Below are 15,239 nucleotides of genomic sequence, written 5' to 3' on the forward strand. Positions count from 1 at the left end.
AGAGCACGTAGTCTTCATGGATTTCTGAGTGGAATTTACGCCTCACTATGTGCATATCAACTCACTCATCAAAATAAGCCAACAATTCAAATTAAGGAATCATCGGCTTAAGCACGATTCGGGTTAATCTAATAATTTTAAAAGGGCTAACTATTTCATTTAGCCCTTTTAATTTCTTAAACTTAGTTTAGCTCAGCGCGGATTTTTTCAGCCAATTGCTTAATTTTTTCCTGATCGCCCATCTGGCTGGCATGTCGGCCTAATTCGTGAATGGAGCTTGGAATCAGGTGAAAGTGAATATGCGGTACCGTTTGGCCTGCTTTACTGCCATTGAGTTGCATTAGCACAATCCCTTCGCTTCCCAATGCCTTTTTAATAGCATTGCCCACTTTTTGCACAATATTAATGGTGTAAGCTGCACTCTCGGGTGATAAGTCCAGCAGGGTTTCAGCAGGTTCCTTGGGAATGACTAGTGTGTGACCATCAGCTTGCGGCATGATGTCCATAAAGGCCAGGGTTTTGTCATCTTCATAAACCTTTGTGCAAGGTATTTCACCTCGTAAAATTTTGGCAAAAATATTCTGGTCATCATAGGCCATGGTAAGGTTCCTTTATTCTGCGGTGAAAATAATAATGCGGTTAAAAAATTTAAGAATAATCTGCTTAACTGAGTTCGATATTGGTCCAGCGTTCCAGCATTTTGACTGCTGCTGAAAAATCACTGTCATTGGCTGAGGTGTCGCTAGCTGCACGAATCAGGCTTTGGGTTAAGGCCAGAACCGGGGCAGGCAGTTTGGCGCGTTGTACCAGATCAAGGGCAATGCCTGCATCCTTGGCCAGCAGGTTGAGTGCAAAGGTATTGGGAAAGCTGCGGTTAAACACCCGTTGCGGTAACACAGTTTCGGTGGCATTGCTTTTGCCACTGGACGCATTGATACAGGCAAGCGCACCTTGCACATCAACACCATGTGCTTTTAAGGCACTAAAACCTTCTGCGGCTGCCCATAAATTAACCGCCAGCAGCATGTTGTTTACTGCTTTGACTGCAAAGCCTGAACCACTGTCGCCGACATGCTGGATTAAACCGGCAAAGGGTTCAATGGCCGGGCGTGCACGTTGCAGTGCTTCAGCATCACCACCCACCATAACTGTTAAGGTGCCTTTTTCTGCACCAATGGTCTGGCCTGAAACCGGGGCATCCAGAAAAGCCACGTCGCGCGCCTGCAAATGGACATTCAGGTACTGTGCCGAGGTAGGCTCACCACTGGTGCAATCCACCCAGATACTGCCAGCCTTAGGTAAATGTTCAGCAATCAGGGTTTCAACTTCGCTACTGGTAGGCAGGCAGGAAAAAATAATATCCGCCTGTACTGCTTCTTTAATATCAACTGCCCGGGTGCCAAATTCTGCTGCATGCTGCTGTGCCTTGCTGAATGTCCGGTTCCATACCCTTACATCAGCAAATGCCTTGGGCAAATGGGCAGCCATGCGCCATCCCATGGCACCTAGTCCAATAAATGCAACAGAACTAATCGTCATTACCCGCTTTTTCCTAAAAATCTGGTTGAGATGTTGCCAAGACTAATCAAGAAAAAGCAGTCTTGGCAAGCTTAACTTGAGCGTGTAGCCAGCCAGTTTGCCATGAATGGCCAGAACTCTGTAGCAGCCTGCTGGCTACTCATCAAGCCAACATGACCACCGGGAATTGTGGTAAAGGTCGCATCATCAGTACCAACCAACCGTGTGAGTGGCCGTACGGAATCGACAGTTACCATGCCGTCATTGCATCCACCACCTGCCAGCAAGGAAGCATGAATATCTTTCAGGTAGGCAGTCTGACCACCAATGGGAAACTCACCCCGGCTCAGGCTGTTTTCCATCCATACTTTTAGCAGCATATCGCGATTAATGCCACCGGGATAATCCACCATATTGTTTAAAAATGAACCCAGCGTGGCATGAGCTTCCACTGCCTTGCGGTCATCGAGTTGCCGGATCAGGTTAATATGGCCTTTGAGCGTGCCTACAGGATCAAGCAGCTTGAAACCCAGCGCATTTGACCAGCCGGGCGAGTGTAACAGTGTTGCCGGAAGTTGACGCGGATGCAGGCCAGTTTTGTTCTGTAACCAGCGGAAACTATTGCCGGCATGGCGGTACAAGCGGCCAATGCCACCCGAGGCATAGGCATCAATAGGCGTTCCCAGAATAATCATGTTTTTAATGTTCGGGTCTTTGGTGGCTGCTGCATACAGCAGTGTAAATACACCTGCCATGCTCCAGCCATGCAGGGTTACCTGCTGTTGTCCACTATGCTGGCGCACCTGAGCCAGCATATTTGGCATCAGCTCCAGCACATAATGTTCAAAATTCAGGTTTGCATGTTTGCGCGATGGATTGCCCCAGTCCATCAGGTAAACCTCAAAACCCTGTGCTGTAAAATAGCTCACTAGCGAACGGTCATGAAACAGGTCGTAAATATCCATATTTATGGCTAGCGGTGCAACAAATACCAGTGGAATCCGATGCTTGATGGGAGCTGTGGCAGCCGCTGGATAGTAGCGTAAGGTTGCCAGACCGTCGTGGTAAATCTCCTGATAGGCTGTCCTGCCGGATTGTACCAGTGGAGCTTTGTTAAACAATCGGTCATAGGCATTGATCAGGCGTGTATTCTTACGAAGCTGATTCACTGGTGTAAACGGCTCGGGCTCAAGCGCCTTGGAAGTAAATGCCTTGGGTTTAAACAAATTGGACATGGCAGGACTCTGGCAATGTAGTGCAACGGGATACAACAGGTAAATTACAGGAGTTTGCAAGGAGGAATGCAAGAAACTGTAATCGACAAAGTCATTCATTTTAATCCAATACAACAATTGATGATTTGGCATTACTGACAATTTGTATTTTCAAAATTATCAATCATCCCTAAATACAGGGTGTGTCAATTTCCAAAATGACTTGCCGGACTTACATCTCAATTTTCTAATAATTTAACCTTGACGGGCTGGTTTGCCGCTCTCACAATTAACCCTTAATTAATAATCTGTGTTTTTAAGCACCTTGAGAGAAAAAATGAGTCAAACACCTGATTTTGAGCCTAATTCATTCAGTACTGCTAAACAGGATCAGGAATCGCAAAACCAGCATTTTGACACGCTGGCCCTGCGTACCGGACATCGCCGTACCCATGAAGGCGAACATGGTGAACCCATTTTTTTAACCTCATCATTTGTTTATCAGAGTGCGGCTGATGCAGCTGCCTATTTTTCCAATGAAAAGCAGGGCAATATTTACTCCCGTTTTACCAATCCTACCGTGCGCATGTTTGAAGAACGTCTTGCTGCACTGGAAGGTGGCGAGCGTTGTGTGGCAACCTCTTCAGGGATGGGCGCTATTCTGGCCACTGCGCTGGCATTTTTAAAAGCAGGGGACCATGTGGTGTGCTCGCGTGCTGTATTTGGCACGACTACCGCCATGTTTGACAAATACATGCGCAAGTTTGGTGTAGATGTTACGTTTGTTGATCTTACCGATTTAAGCCAGTGGCAAACTGCCGTTCAGCCCGGTAAAACCAGATTGTTTTTTTGTGAGTCTCCCAGCAATCCATTGTCGGAAGTCGCTGACCTTAAGGCGCTGTCTAGTCTGGCTCATCAGCATGATATTTTGCTGGCTGTAGACAACTGCTTTTGTACACCTGCCTTGCAGCAGCCATTAAAACTTGGCGCTGATCTGGTAATTCATTCGGCCACCAAATATCTGGATGGACAGGGTCGTGCGCTGGGGGGCGCGGTGGTGGGTAATGCCAAACTGCTGGAAGACGTGTTTGCCGTAATTCGCACCTGTGGTCCCAGCATGAGCCCGTTTAATGCATGGATATTTCTTAAAGGTTTAGAAACCCTGCGCTTGCGGATGGAGGCACATTCCAGGAGCGCATTACAACTGGCCAACTGGCTACAAACGCATCCAGCCGTTGAAAAAGTCTTTTATAGTGGTCTGGAAAGTCATCCCGGTCATGCGCTGGCCAAACAGCAACAACGTGCTTTTGGTGGTATTGTTTCGTTTATTGTTAAAGGTAAGCGTGCAGGTGCATGGTCGGTAATTGACCAGACTCAATTTATTTCCATTACCGGTAATCTGGGTGATGCCAAAACCACAATTACTCATCCGGCCACAACCACGCATGGCAAGTTGTCTGATGAAGCAAAGGCGGCTGCGGGGATTGTCGAAGGCTTGCTGCGTGTATCAGTAGGTTTGGAAGATATTGCCGATATTCAGGCTGATCTGGCGCGTGGCCTTGATCAGTTGGCTTAACTCGACTTATTCGTTTTATTTTCATCAGGAGACGTGATATGAACATTAATATGCTGATGCAGCAAGCGCAACGCATGCAAAAAGATGTTGAAGCCAATATCAAAAAGGCCAAGGAACAACTGGCACAAACTGAAGTGAATGCTGAAGCCGGTGGCGGTCTAGTTAAGGTGACCATGACTGGCCGTTTTGTGGTCAAGCGCATCCAGATTGACCCTGAGTTACTAAAAGATGATGCCGATATCATTGAAGATTTAATTGCAGCCGCCATTAATGATGCAGTACGTCAGGCAGAAACCGTTTCTGAAGAAACCATGCAAAAAGCCAATAGTGGCATGGGACTTCCACCCGGAATGGCTGGCCTGTTTTAATCTAAGATATACAGCACAGGATAAATATGTCTGGAATACTTTTTTCCAAGGATGAGGTCAGCGGCCTTGGGCTTGGGCAAAGCAGTGCTTTGGGGTTCTTCGCTAATCGTCTTGCGCTCAGGTCGAGCAGTGCGCGATTAGACCTCTTTGCCTCAAGCATAGCTTTTGGCCTTGCGCTCGGGCAAAGCAGTGCTTTGCTGACCCTCGCTCATGTTTAGTCCAGCGTTTGATGATCTGGTGCAGCGCCTGCGGGTGCTGCCGGGTGTCGGCCCAAAATCCGCGCAGCGCATGGCTTTACATTTGCTATCGCGTAACCGGCATGGGGGACTGGATTTGGCGCATGCCCTGAATCATGCCATGCACTCTATTCAGAGCTGTGTCATGTGCCGCTCCTTGTCTGAAAAAGAAGTCTGCAATATTTGTGCTTCCAATGACCGTGACCAGCATTTGCTTTGTGTGGTGGAATCGCCTGCCGATGTGATTGCCATTGAACAAAGTGGCAGCTTTAAGGGACGCTATTTTGTATTGGGTGGGCACTTGTCACCGCTAGATGGCATTGGCCCGGAAGAAATAGGCATACCGTTATTGCTGTCACGGATTAACCACGAAGAAATTAGTGAGGTTATTCTGGCAACCAATGCCACTGTAGAAGGACAGGCGACTGCGCACTATATTATTGAAGCCAGTAAAAACCTGCCTATTAAGGTCACCCGCATTGCGCAGGGCGTACCGCAAGGCGGCGAACTGGAGTATGTGGATAGCCATACCTTGAGTCAGGCTTTGCAGTATCGTTTATCCGTACGTTAAAGCATCTTAAGTCTGGCTAATTAATGAGCGAGCAGTAAGGCAATTTGTCCAGAAAAGCTGGCTAAAAATTGTCTAAATGGTTGGCTTATTGCTTAAATTATTGCTTTTAGCTTGTCAGTCATTAGGCAACGTGGCTTAATGGTTTCCTAGATTGTTACGGTAGAAAATGGATGTTCCAGTACATCACTCAGCAGGATCAGCTGTATGATTTGTACGCTGCTATGGCCGGTACAGATACCTATGCTCTGGATACCGAATTTATTAAAGTCAATACGTTAAGACCTTGCCTGGGCCTATTGCAAATTAACGTTGATGGACAGGTATTTTTGCTGGATGGTAAAACGCTTGACCTCACTGACTTATGGCTGCTTATTTTTAATGCACGCCTGAATATTTTGCATGCCTGTGGCGAAGACCTTGACCTGATTCATTATTATGCCAACCAGAAGCCGCTATCCAATGTATTTGATACACAGGTTGGATTAGCATTTCTGGGTCATGGCTTGCAGCTGAGTTACCAGCAGTCACTAAGCCAGGAACTGGATATTCAGATTGACAAGGGTGAAACCCGTTCTGACTGGCTGGCACGTCCGCTACGTCCCGAGCAATTGCAATATGCAGCCAATGATGTTATTCACTTGCCGGCACTGGCCAAAACCATTCAGGAACAGTTGCAGCACAAGCAGCTGTGGGAATATGTGCTGGAAGACTGCCAGACTTGCGCCCATGAAATCGCCAGTGATACCCCACTGACTGAGCTTTATCTTGAAGTTGCCAATTTTCGCTATAACCGCAAGCAGCTCGCCCAGCTTCAGCAGCTTTGCATCTGGCGTGAACAAATTGCCCGTGCCACAGACCAGCCCAAAAGTTTTATCTTAAAAAATAGCACGATGGTTGATTTGCTGGATAAGCAGCCCATGAATGCCTATCAGTTACAGCGCATCAAGGATTTACGTCCCAATATCCAGCGTGAACATGGTAAAACCATTCTGGATCTCATGCATTATTTGCCAGAGCATTCGCAGTGGCCAATGCGTTTACCACGACCTTTGCGCTTTAAAAATAATGAATTGCTGGATCAGGTCAGTCATTATGTAGAATCGGTTAGCCAGAGTATTCAGGTGCCGACAGAGGTACTACTGCGTAAAAAATGGCTGAGTGCGATGATTAATCTTGTTGCGCTTAAAGAAGATGAAAGCAAATTGCCGCCCTTTTTGCTGGGCTGGCGCTATGACTTGCTTACCCGGCCTATTTTAAGCCTGCTGAGTCAGCAACAACAGGCCCTTGCTGCCGAAATGTCCCCTGTAGACTAGTAAATTTTACTCACCAGTCTAAACTTTCAGTCAATGGCATTCTTTCAAATTAGTGTATGCTAGGTGGGTTATTGGCGATCCATGTTGACATCTATGCATTGCGATATTTATAAGTCCAGCAAAAAAGATGAAATGTACCTGTACATTGCGCGCCCGGATTATCCGGATGATGCCGATGTCCTAGACCCGCTTGCCGTGGTTCCTGCGACATTAAGGCAGGCTTTTGGACGCGCGACGTTTGTCATGCATCTGGAACTACAGCCTGACCGTAAACTGGCGCGTGTCAATGTTCAGGATGTCTTGCAAGCCTTTAACCAGCAGGGATATTTTCTGCAACTTCCACCAGAAGGGCTGATTTCTGCCACAGCGCCTGCACCAGAGGGTTTGCGCGGTGCCTGATCTCTTTGCATTTCTCGACAACATTCCTGAATATTATCTGGCAATTGCCATCTATCTGGGTGGTAGCCTGTTTGTGCTTTGGCTCTGGTATTTTATTGCCCGGGTACTGCCACGGCCAATTGGTGGCATGAGCTGGATATTCCTGTTTGCAGTGCTGCTATCGCCAACTATTACTGAGGGCGCCAATGCCAAGATTGCACCAGCCATTGTTGGGCTGATGTTTGGCTTCCTAACCGATGAAAAGCACCTGATTTGGTCTAATCTGGTTCCCATTCTGTTTGTGTCAGCACTTGGTTTTTTTCTGGGATATTTATGGAACAAATATCAGGAATACCAGCAGCCAGCCGCTGAATAGGTGTAGTGATTGAGCCGTATAGGCTAATTAATGCCAATTTCTCTTTTGTAATGATCTTATTGTGATGAATCCCATGACAAACCTACAGCAAAAATTTAGTGGTACAGACCAGTACATTGCAACAGACAACCTGCGTCTGGCAGTCAATGCAGCCCGTACCCTGCAAAAGCCCCTTTTAGTTAAAGGTGAACCGGGGACAGGTAAAACCCTGCTCGCTGAACAGGTAGCCAAAAGCCTTGGCATGAAGCTGATCACCTGGCACATCAAGTCAACCACTAAGGCACAACAAGGCCTGTATGAGTATGATGCTGTATCGCGCCTGCGTGACAGCCAGCTGGGTGATAACAAGGTTTACGATATTGGACACTACATCAAGCCGGGCAAATTATGGGAAGCTTTTACCAGTGATGAGCGCTGCGTGCTGCTGATTGATGAAATTGACAAGGCCGACATTGAATTCCCCAATGATTTACTGCATGAACTGGATCGCATGGCATTTTATGTGTATGAAACTGGCGAAACCATTAGTGCCAAGCAGCGTCCCGTAGTTATCATTACCTCAAACAATGAGAAGGAATTGCCGGATGCTTTCTTGCGTCGCTGCTTTTTCCATTACATTGAGTTCCCTGATGAAGCCACCATGCGTCAGATTATTGATGTGCATTTTCCCAATATCCGTGAAGGACTAGTGAGTGAAGCGTTACAAATTTTCTTCAAGCTGCGCGACGTGCCGGGCCTAAAAAAACCGCCATCCACCAGTGAACTGATCGACTGGCTTAGCCTGCTCATGGCTGATGACATGCCGGAAGATATACTGCGCATGCGTGATCCCAAATCGGCCATTCCGCCATTGTATGGTGCCTTGATTAAAAATGAGCAGGATGTACAGCTGCTGGAACGCCTTGCCTTTATGTCACGTCGCTAACCTGAGTTATAAGCTGGGCAGTCCATGTTTGTTCATCTGTTTTATACCCTGAAAAAATACGGTGTGCCGGTTACCACCACGGAACTGCTGGATTTAAACGAAGCTGTTCAGGCAGGGCTGGTATTTGCCAATCGTGAGGAATTTTATCATCTGGCCAAATTATGTCTGGTTAAGGATGAGCGTTATTACGATAAGTTTGACCGTGCCATCAAGGATTATTTTGAGGGCATCCAGTCGCTTGATACAGATGAGCTGCTGGAACGGCTAAAGCAGATTCCACCTGAATGGCTGGATCTGGAACTGCTGGAAAAAACCCTAACGCCAGAAGAAAAAGCGTTACTGGAAAAAGCCGGTTCACTTGAAGAACTGATGAAAATGTTGCAAGAGCGTTTGCGCGAACAACATAAAAAACATCAGGGCGGCAACAAGATGATTGGCACAGGTGGCACCTCTCCATTTGGTGCTTATGGCGACAATCCAGAAGGTGTGCGTATCGGTGGGCCAGGTCGGCAGCGTTCAGCAGTCAAGGTGTGGGAACAGCGCCAATACCGTAACCTTGATGATGATCAGGTATTGGGCACACGCCAGATGCAGATTGCCTTGCGCCGCTTAAGGCGTTTTGCACGGCAGGGCGCTGCTGAGGAACTGGATGTTGACCTAACCATTGATGCAACAGCACGTCAGGGCATGCTGGATATCCAGATGGTGCCGGAGCGTCGCAATCGGGTTAAAGTGCTGATGCTGTTTGATATTGGCGGCTCCATGGATAGCTATATCCAGCAGTGTGAAAAGCTGTTTAGTGCTGCCAAATCCGAATTTAAGACGCTGGAATTTTTTTATTTTCATAACTGCCTGTATGACCATGTCTGGAAAGATAACTTGCGCCGTTCCAGCAGTCGTATAAGCACGTGGGACTTGATGCATACCTATGGCAAGGATTACCGTGTAATTTTTGTGGGTGATGCCAGCATGGCGCCTTATGAGCTGATGTCACGTGGTGGATCGGTTGAGTACATGAATGATGAGCCGGGTAATATCTGGTTGCAACGTATGCGTCATCATTTTAGTAAAACCGCATGGTTAAATCCTGAAGATGACAGTTATTGGCACTATACCCAGACGATTGCAGCCATCAAGCAGATATTTGAAGGCAAAATGTTCCCGATGACCTTAAAAGGCATTGAAGACATGACGCGCTATTTGTCACGCTAACATATGGTAATTACCAATTAATAAAAAGAGCGAGAATATACTCGCTATTTTTATTCCTATTTACTATTTGACTGGCATATACTGGTTTAGGAAGTTAACCAGATAGTTTGTTCCTTCAGTAATGACGGTAATATGATTTTTACCAGTGACGTAATTGAACTGAATGTTGGTGTTGCTACTGTTTTTAGCTTTTATTTGCTGCTCAAGCGCTCTGGTTGCATCTATGGGTACTGTAGGGTCTATATCTCCCTGTACTACAACAATTGGTTGATTAATTGTTTTATCACCAATTACGGAAGCTGCAAGGAAAGTCTTAATTTCTGGTACTTCATCAAAATTACTGATCAGACCAGGATAAGGATTAGTTATTCCATTGGTTTGGAAGTAAGACTGTATATCAGCGCCAAAAGTTTGGCCTAATTCACCTGAACATAAAACATTTTCTGCTTTTTCAGCAATAGGCGCAGATCGGGCACCAAAGACATCAGTATATTTAAGATTGGGTAAGGTCTGTTTAACACCAGCAGTTACCAGCGCAGAAAAAGTTTCTATACTGGCCAGGGTTGAAATGGCTTTGGGAAGATCACCCTGATTTAAATACTCACCGGCAGTAGCCTGTCCCATACCAAAAATTTCTTTTAAGTGAGAAGCTGGCGCATAAGCCAACACACCTTTAAAACTCATACCCTTGGCTTCACTGGCCCGTTCGGCTGCTGCAATGGCTGCATGACCACCTTGTGAATGACCAACAACTGCCCACTGATCGGCAAGCTGAGTTCTATATTGTTGCTTGGCTGCTCTTACAGCATAAATAATAGATTCACCTTCACTTTGGGCATTTAAGAAGGGATGAATACCATCAGTGCCCAAGCCTTCATAATCAGGTGCTACTACAGCATAACCCTGACTCAACAAGAGATTGACCAATGACAAATTGCCACCGAGATCAAATAGTCCATCGGCATTCTTTAATTTGCTAGGGGCGCACCGATCAGCGACGCCGGTGGTGCCATGCGCCCAAGCGACAATAGGCCAGCCAGAAGAGGGTATAGTACCTTTGGGTATCATGACTACAGCTGTTGCCTTGGTCTCACCACCATTAATGGCAGGCATTTTATAGGTAATGGTTTGACTAACTGTAGTGTTGGCCTGGGTTTGTTCTGGTGCATAATTCTCAGTATTGGTCACCAGATTTTGTGCAGATTCATTAAAATGGTAGTCGTCGTTATCATCATTACAGCCCGTTAGTACTAAAACTGAAGCAAGGACGGATACAGCAAAGAGCTTGGAGAAATGATTAAGCTGAGTCATATAAAATCCTTTTTCACCTGTTGAGGGTATTGACCTGTTTATTTACTAGATAACTATATTACAGTTTCTTGTTATGAATAGCTGGGTAAACAGGGCTGACATAGGAATAATAGGCACAGCAATACGAAAGATTTATAGCAGAAATGTGTAGACATGTTGTTTTATTGAATTAAATAAAACGGCAAAATTCTGGGTGGCTATTAGAAATAAATATAGAAGAAAATATTTTAAAAATTATCCCAGACGACTTTTTATTTTTCCAGAAACCACACTGGCATCTGCACGACCCGCGATTTTTGGCCGTAATGCATTCATTACCTTGCCCATATCGCGAATGGTCGTGGCGCCTTGTTCGCTAATTTCATCTTCAATCAGTGTATCCAGTTCTTGCTCGGATAACGCTGCTGGCAGAAATTGACTTATCACCCCGATTTCGAATTGTTCTTTAGCAGCCAGATCATCACGTCCTGCCCCTAAAAAGGCAGCAATGGATTCCTTGCGTTGCTTAATTTGTTTCTCTAAAACTGCTAATACTCGTGCGTCATCCAGTTCTTCACGAGTATCAACCTCTATTTGCTTGATTGCAGCCTGCACATTACGAATGACTGTAACAGTTTCCATGTTGCGTTCGCGCATGGATACCTTAAGTGCTTCAGTAATTTTGGATTTTAATGCAGACATGGCAAACAAGCCTTACTAATTAATAGTTGTTCTGATAAACAATTAATTAGTACAAGCGAGTTGTACGAACAGACTCACGAGCCAGTTTTTTTGCGTAACGCTTTACTGCAGCAGCTTTTTTACGCTTACGCTCTTGAGTTGGCTTTTCGTAGAATTCGCGCTTGCGCACGTCAGCCAATACACCTGCTTTTTCGCAAGAACGCTTAAAACGACGGATTGCAACGTCAACTGGTTCGCCTTCTTTCAACTTAACTTGTGGCATGTAACATCCTCTGGAGGTTGATATTAACGCGCCTGATGTTTATCCAGTCATTGGATAGATACAAAGCAAGGACGCAGTAAAGGCCAGTATTTTACGCGTTTACATCTATAAGAACAAGACTATAATAAGTCCGTTTGTAGTTATTTTTTATGCAGGACTTCTGCAGGTAGGCACCTTATGCTGGTTTTAGGCTTGGAAACATCCTGTGATGAAACAGGTTTGGCATTGTTTGATAGTAAACGCGGCTTGTTAGGGCAGGTGTTATATAGCCAGATTCAATTGCATGCCGAATATGGCGGTGTTGTGCCGGAATTGGCTTCACGCGATCATGTGCGCAAATTAATTCCGCTTCTGGAACAGTTGTTATTACAAACGGGTGTCATTAAACAGGAAATCAATGCAGTTGCTTATACCCGTGGGCCGGGCCTGATGGGTGCTTTAATGACGGGTGCATTATTTGGGCGCACACTGGCTTATGCGCTGAATATTCCAGCCATTGGCGTGCATCATATGGAAGGGCATTTGCTGGCACCTTTATTGTCAAATAATCCGCCCCAGTTTCCCTTTGTGGCCTTGCTGGTTTCCGGTGGCCATACCCAGCTAATGGCAGCCTATGGAATCGGCCAGTATCAGCTGCTGGGTGAATCCATTGATGATGCAGCCGGTGAGGCATTTGATAAGGTGGCCAAGATGATGGGCTTGCCGTATCCGGGCGGGCCAAATATTGCCAAACTGGCGTTGCAGGGTGATCCTAAATCGTTTGATTTGCCACGGCCCCTGATGCATCAGGCGCTGGATTTTTCCTTTAGTGGTATGAAAACCGCCGTGCTCACGCGTTATAACAAGGTGAGAGGGCAAGGGCGTGAGGCTGATCTGGCTGCCAGTTTTCAGGAAGCGATGGTAGACACGCTGGTTAAAAAAGCCATTCGTGCCCTAAAACAAACTGGTTTAAAGCAACTAGTCATTGCAGGCGGGGTCAGTGCCAACCAGTTGTTACGTGAGCGTCTGGAAAGTGAGCTTAAAACAATAAAAGGGCAGGTTTATTATGCAGAACCTGCGTTATGTACAGACAATGGTGCCATGATTGCCTTTGCGGGCTGGCAACGCCTTAAAGCCGGACAACAGGATGACTTAAAGGTAACAACCACCCCACGCTGGCCAATGACTGAATTACAACCACCAGCCTAAAATTTTTTAGTTAATAAATAGAATAATAGAAAGCTTGGCGTCTGAAGATACTAGTCATATTAGGCGCTATAACCTTACTTGGTAGTCGTCTAATTACACTAGACTTCTTTCATAAGTTGTACCAACTCGCCTTCGACAGGCTCAGGCAGCGTTGGTTGAGCTTGTTGAAACCAGACTTATGCAAGAGATCTACTGTAGACAGCAAATTGGCTGAGTCTATGCAATCATTTCTAATAGATCAGTTTAAAGCCGAATAAATATTTACCAATAGACACTTTGCATAACCTGTTCTTGGGTATTGAAGCATCCATGTTATGTTTTGATTCATTTCATCTTTTTCAGCAGCTTCTTGTTAAAAATGACTTGCAAAAAATACTCAAGAATCTTATTTATAACTAATGAGTAAAGATTAAACCATGTTGATTTAGATCAGCTTAACTAAAGCCTGTTGTTAATCAATAAGTAATGGAAATTTGAGCAGTTAGCAATAACGCTACTACGGTTTAGCAAGAATACAACAGGGAACTTTTATGAATCTGCATTTGCCAACTTATACCCATCATTCCAACCTTTCTACCCGCATTAAAAAGCTTGAGCAGAATCTGCAAGCCGCAAAGGATTATCAAACCTGGAAAGAGGTGGCACTGGAATTAGACGAGGCCACAGGCAGACAGGACTGGAAGCTGGACAATACTTCACCTTATTATGATTATGAACTGATTGCTGATCGGTTGACCCGTTTGCGCCGTTATCGCCTTGAGCGCAAGGATGTTGAGCTGGTGCGGATTTTGCGCGAAGGTCTGCATCATGATCTGGGTAATATTGGTCATCCCTTACTCTATAGCCATGCATATATTGGTACTAAAAAACTGATAGAAGACTATATTGAAGAGGTTTGTCAGTGCCTGTATTACGTGTGCGACCATGACTTTGATTTTTTACCTGCTGCAGAAAAATACTGTTTTTTTGAAGACACCAAACATAGTTATGGCCAGCCAGCCCTGATGTTTTCTGGCGGCGCAACGTTGGGGCTGTTTCATACTGGTGTGTGCAAGGCGCTGCATGCACAGGATTTATTACCTAAGGTTTTTTCCGGTTCCAGTGCCGGTGCTTTGATGGCGGGCATGCTAGGTACCCATACGGATGAAGAACTCATTGATTTATATGATGGTGATGGGTTTTATCAGCACGCGTTCCGCTTTCGAAAGCTGTTTGAAATTTTAAGAGGCGGTGGTATTGCCGATGTTAATGTGTTGAAGGTATTTTTGCGGCAAAATCTGGGCAATTATACGTTTGAAGAGGCATTTGCGCGAACTGGACGCCATATCAATATTGCGGTAGCCCCATTTGAGGGGAGCCAGTCCCCACGCATTATGAATGAGCTGACGTCGCCATATCTGTTGATGTGGAGTGCTGCACTGGCATCCTGTGCTGTACCGGTTTTATTCCCGCCAGTAAAACTGACTGCGAAAAATGCTGAAGGTAAAAATAGCCCTTATATGTCGTCGCTGCGCTGGGTAGATGGCAGTGTCCGCAGTGACTTTCCACGTACCCGGATTGCACGGCTCTATAATATTAACTATACCATTGCCTGTCAGGTAAACCCGCATATTGTGCCTTTTATGCAAACCGATGTTCAGCGTTATCGTAAGGATTTACTCAGCTGGCCCAGCAAGATTGTGCGAGGGCAGGGCAAAATGCTGGCTATGGGCGCCATGGATTTTACCCGTGAACGTTTTGGCCGGATGCCAACAGTCAGACGAATGCTGGATCATGGTTATGGCATTATTGGCCAGCGCTATTATGGCGACGTCAACATTGTGGGTAGTTATAATCTGCGTCATTATACTTATATGCTAAAAAATCCCAGCAAAAAACTGTTTCAGATCTTGCAACACGAAGGTGAGCGCGCTACCTGGCCAAAAATCAGCGGGATTGCAACCCATGCCCGCATTGGCAAAACTCTGGAGCATTGCTTGGAAATATTAAGTGCCAAGCGTCTGGAATTACTTGCTCAATCTGTAAATGATGAAGAATGTGCCAAAACCTTGCTGGCGATCGAATCGCGACGTGTGCATCCTTCACAAATCTAATTATTTGCAGGTTTTGC

The 15,239-nt window shown here is 45.8% G+C and carries 16 protein-coding genes and 1 pseudogene; 11 read left to right on the plus strand and 6 right to left on the minus strand.

What is annotated here, in order from left to right; translation table 11 throughout:
* Positions 1-111, plus strand: a pseudogene (locus tag E2B99_RS06140) (IS982 family transposase); the annotation flags it as partial.
* 71 nt (positions 112-182) lie between these two features.
* Here E2B99_RS06140 and E2B99_RS06145 read toward each other — a convergent pair.
* From E2B99_RS06145 to E2B99_RS06155, 3 genes are all read right to left on the minus strand, one after another.
* Entirely contained in the window at positions 183-599 is a 417-nt protein-coding gene (locus E2B99_RS06145; protein WP_134244071.1) for an HIT family protein, read from the minus strand.
* A gap of 64 nt (positions 600-663) precedes the next feature.
* Positions 664-1,539 carry an NAD(P)-dependent oxidoreductase gene (locus E2B99_RS06150; RefSeq protein ID WP_134244072.1) on the minus strand — a complete coding sequence of 292 codons (876 nt, stop codon included), beginning with the start codon at positions 1,537-1,539 and terminating at the stop codon, positions 664-666.
* Positions 1,540-1,610: 71 nt separating this feature from the next.
* A complete protein-coding gene (locus E2B99_RS06155; RefSeq protein WP_240687754.1) occupies positions 1,611-2,852 on the minus strand; it encodes an alpha/beta fold hydrolase in 1,242 nt (413 codons plus the stop codon).
* A 217-nt stretch (positions 2,853-3,069) separates the two neighbouring features.
* Between E2B99_RS06155 and E2B99_RS06160 the strand changes: the two genes are divergently transcribed.
* The 8 genes from E2B99_RS06160 to E2B99_RS06195 all read left to right on the plus strand — a co-directional run bounded on the left by E2B99_RS06160 (position 3,070) and on the right by E2B99_RS06195 (position 9,687).
* Positions 3,070-4,308 carry an O-succinylhomoserine sulfhydrylase gene (locus E2B99_RS06160; protein ID WP_134244073.1) on the plus strand — a complete coding sequence of 413 codons (1,239 nt, stop codon included), beginning with the start codon at positions 3,070-3,072 and terminating at the stop codon, positions 4,306-4,308.
* A gap of 38 nt (positions 4,309-4,346) precedes the next feature.
* Positions 4,347-4,676 (plus strand): YbaB/EbfC family nucleoid-associated protein, encoded by a 330-nt coding sequence (locus E2B99_RS06165; RefSeq protein WP_026470313.1) that lies wholly within the window; start codon positions 4,347-4,349, stop codon positions 4,674-4,676.
* A 210-nt stretch (positions 4,677-4,886) separates the two neighbouring features.
* Complete coding sequence (recR, locus tag E2B99_RS06170) at positions 4,887-5,483, plus strand: recombination mediator RecR (RefSeq protein WP_134244074.1); 597 nt, start codon at positions 4,887-4,889, stop codon at positions 5,481-5,483.
* 170 nt (positions 5,484-5,653) lie between these two features.
* Positions 5,654-6,796, plus strand: coding sequence for a ribonuclease D (locus E2B99_RS06175; protein WP_134244075.1), 1,143 nt, complete (start codon positions 5,654-5,656; stop codon positions 6,794-6,796).
* 93 nt (positions 6,797-6,889) lie between these two features.
* Positions 6,890-7,195 carry a YcgL domain-containing protein gene (locus E2B99_RS06180; protein ID WP_134244107.1) on the plus strand — a complete coding sequence of 102 codons (306 nt, stop codon included), beginning with the start codon at positions 6,890-6,892 and terminating at the stop codon, positions 7,193-7,195.
* Entirely contained in the window at positions 7,188-7,550 is a 363-nt protein-coding gene (locus E2B99_RS06185; RefSeq protein WP_134244076.1) for a hypothetical protein, read from the plus strand. The genes E2B99_RS06180 and E2B99_RS06185 overlap by 8 nt, the downstream gene beginning before the upstream one ends.
* Positions 7,551-7,623: 73 nt before the next feature.
* Positions 7,624-8,475 (plus strand): AAA family ATPase, encoded by an 852-nt coding sequence (locus E2B99_RS06190; protein ID WP_134244077.1) that lies wholly within the window; start codon positions 7,624-7,626, stop codon positions 8,473-8,475.
* 24 nt (positions 8,476-8,499) lie between these two features.
* On the plus strand, positions 8,500-9,687 hold the full coding sequence (locus E2B99_RS06195; protein WP_134244078.1) for a vWA domain-containing protein: 1,188 nt from the start codon (positions 8,500-8,502) through the stop codon (positions 9,685-9,687).
* Positions 9,688-9,750: 63 nt separating this feature from the next.
* Here the strand turns inward: E2B99_RS06195 and E2B99_RS06200 are convergent, their stop codons facing one another.
* The 3 genes from E2B99_RS06200 to rpsU all read right to left on the minus strand — a co-directional run bounded on the left by E2B99_RS06200 (position 9,751) and on the right by rpsU (position 11,941).
* Positions 9,751-10,800 (minus strand): alpha/beta fold hydrolase, encoded by a 1,050-nt coding sequence (locus E2B99_RS06200; protein WP_166738998.1) that lies wholly within the window; start codon positions 10,798-10,800, stop codon positions 9,751-9,753.
* A gap of 432 nt (positions 10,801-11,232) precedes the next feature.
* On the minus strand, positions 11,233-11,679 hold the full coding sequence (locus E2B99_RS06205; RefSeq protein ID WP_134244080.1) for a GatB/YqeY domain-containing protein: 447 nt from the start codon (positions 11,677-11,679) through the stop codon (positions 11,233-11,235).
* Between the two features lie 46 nt (positions 11,680-11,725).
* A complete protein-coding gene (gene rpsU / locus E2B99_RS06210) occupies positions 11,726-11,941 on the minus strand; it encodes a 30S ribosomal protein S21 (RefSeq protein ID WP_026470322.1) in 216 nt (71 codons plus the stop codon).
* A 177-nt stretch (positions 11,942-12,118) separates the two neighbouring features.
* Here rpsU and tsaD point away from each other — a divergent pair, with 177 nt between their 5' ends.
* On the plus strand, positions 12,119-13,129 hold the full coding sequence (gene tsaD / locus E2B99_RS06215; protein ID WP_134244081.1) for a tRNA (adenosine(37)-N6)-threonylcarbamoyltransferase complex transferase subunit TsaD: 1,011 nt from the start codon (positions 12,119-12,121) through the stop codon (positions 13,127-13,129).
* A 530-nt stretch (positions 13,130-13,659) separates the two neighbouring features.
* On the plus strand, positions 13,660-15,222 hold the full coding sequence (locus tag E2B99_RS06220) for a DUF3336 domain-containing protein (protein ID WP_134244082.1): 1,563 nt from the start codon (positions 13,660-13,662) through the stop codon (positions 15,220-15,222).
* Positions 15,223-15,239: the final 17 nt, after the last annotated feature.

This window comes from Alkanindiges illinoisensis, assembly GCF_004377485.1.
Classification (GTDB): Bacteria; Pseudomonadota; Gammaproteobacteria; order Pseudomonadales; family Moraxellaceae; genus Alkanindiges; species Alkanindiges illinoisensis_A.

Excerpts from the sequence above, each read along its gene's own strand:
- E2B99_RS06160 (WP_134244073.1), top strand. The coding sequence starts at position 3,070 with ATGAGTCAAACACCTGATTTTGAGCCTAATTCATTCAGTACTGCTAAA.
- E2B99_RS06200 (WP_166738998.1), bottom strand. The coding sequence starts at position 10,800 with ATGCCTGCCATTAATGGTGGTGAGACCAAGGCAACAGCTGTAGTCATG.
- E2B99_RS06155 (WP_240687754.1), bottom strand. The coding sequence starts at position 2,852 with ATGAATGACTTTGTCGATTACAGTTTCTTGCATTCCTCCTTGCAAACT.
- E2B99_RS06165 (WP_026470313.1), top strand. The coding sequence starts at position 4,347 with ATGAACATTAATATGCTGATGCAGCAAGCGCAACGCATGCAAAAAGAT.
- tsaD (WP_134244081.1), top strand. The coding sequence starts at position 12,119 with ATGCTGGTTTTAGGCTTGGAAACATCCTGTGATGAAACAGGTTTGGCA.
- E2B99_RS06190 (WP_134244077.1), top strand. The coding sequence starts at position 7,624 with ATGACAAACCTACAGCAAAAATTTAGTGGTACAGACCAGTACATTGCA.
- E2B99_RS06220 (WP_134244082.1), top strand. The coding sequence starts at position 13,660 with ATGAATCTGCATTTGCCAACTTATACCCATCATTCCAACCTTTCTACC.
- E2B99_RS06145 (WP_134244071.1), bottom strand. The coding sequence starts at position 599 with ATGGCCTATGATGACCAGAATATTTTTGCCAAAATTTTACGAGGTGAA.
- E2B99_RS06175 (WP_134244075.1), top strand. The coding sequence starts at position 5,654 with ATGTTCCAGTACATCACTCAGCAGGATCAGCTGTATGATTTGTACGCT.
- E2B99_RS06150 (WP_134244072.1), bottom strand. The coding sequence starts at position 1,539 with ATGACGATTAGTTCTGTTGCATTTATTGGACTAGGTGCCATGGGATGG.
- E2B99_RS06195 (WP_134244078.1), top strand. The coding sequence starts at position 8,500 with ATGTTTGTTCATCTGTTTTATACCCTGAAAAAATACGGTGTGCCGGTT.
- rpsU (WP_026470322.1), bottom strand. The coding sequence starts at position 11,941 with ATGCCACAAGTTAAGTTGAAAGAAGGCGAACCAGTTGACGTTGCAATC.
- E2B99_RS06205 (WP_134244080.1), bottom strand. The coding sequence starts at position 11,679 with ATGTCTGCATTAAAATCCAAAATTACTGAAGCACTTAAGGTATCCATG.
- recR (WP_134244074.1), top strand. The coding sequence starts at position 4,887 with ATGTTTAGTCCAGCGTTTGATGATCTGGTGCAGCGCCTGCGGGTGCTG.
- E2B99_RS06180 (WP_134244107.1), top strand. The coding sequence starts at position 6,890 with ATGCATTGCGATATTTATAAGTCCAGCAAAAAAGATGAAATGTACCTG.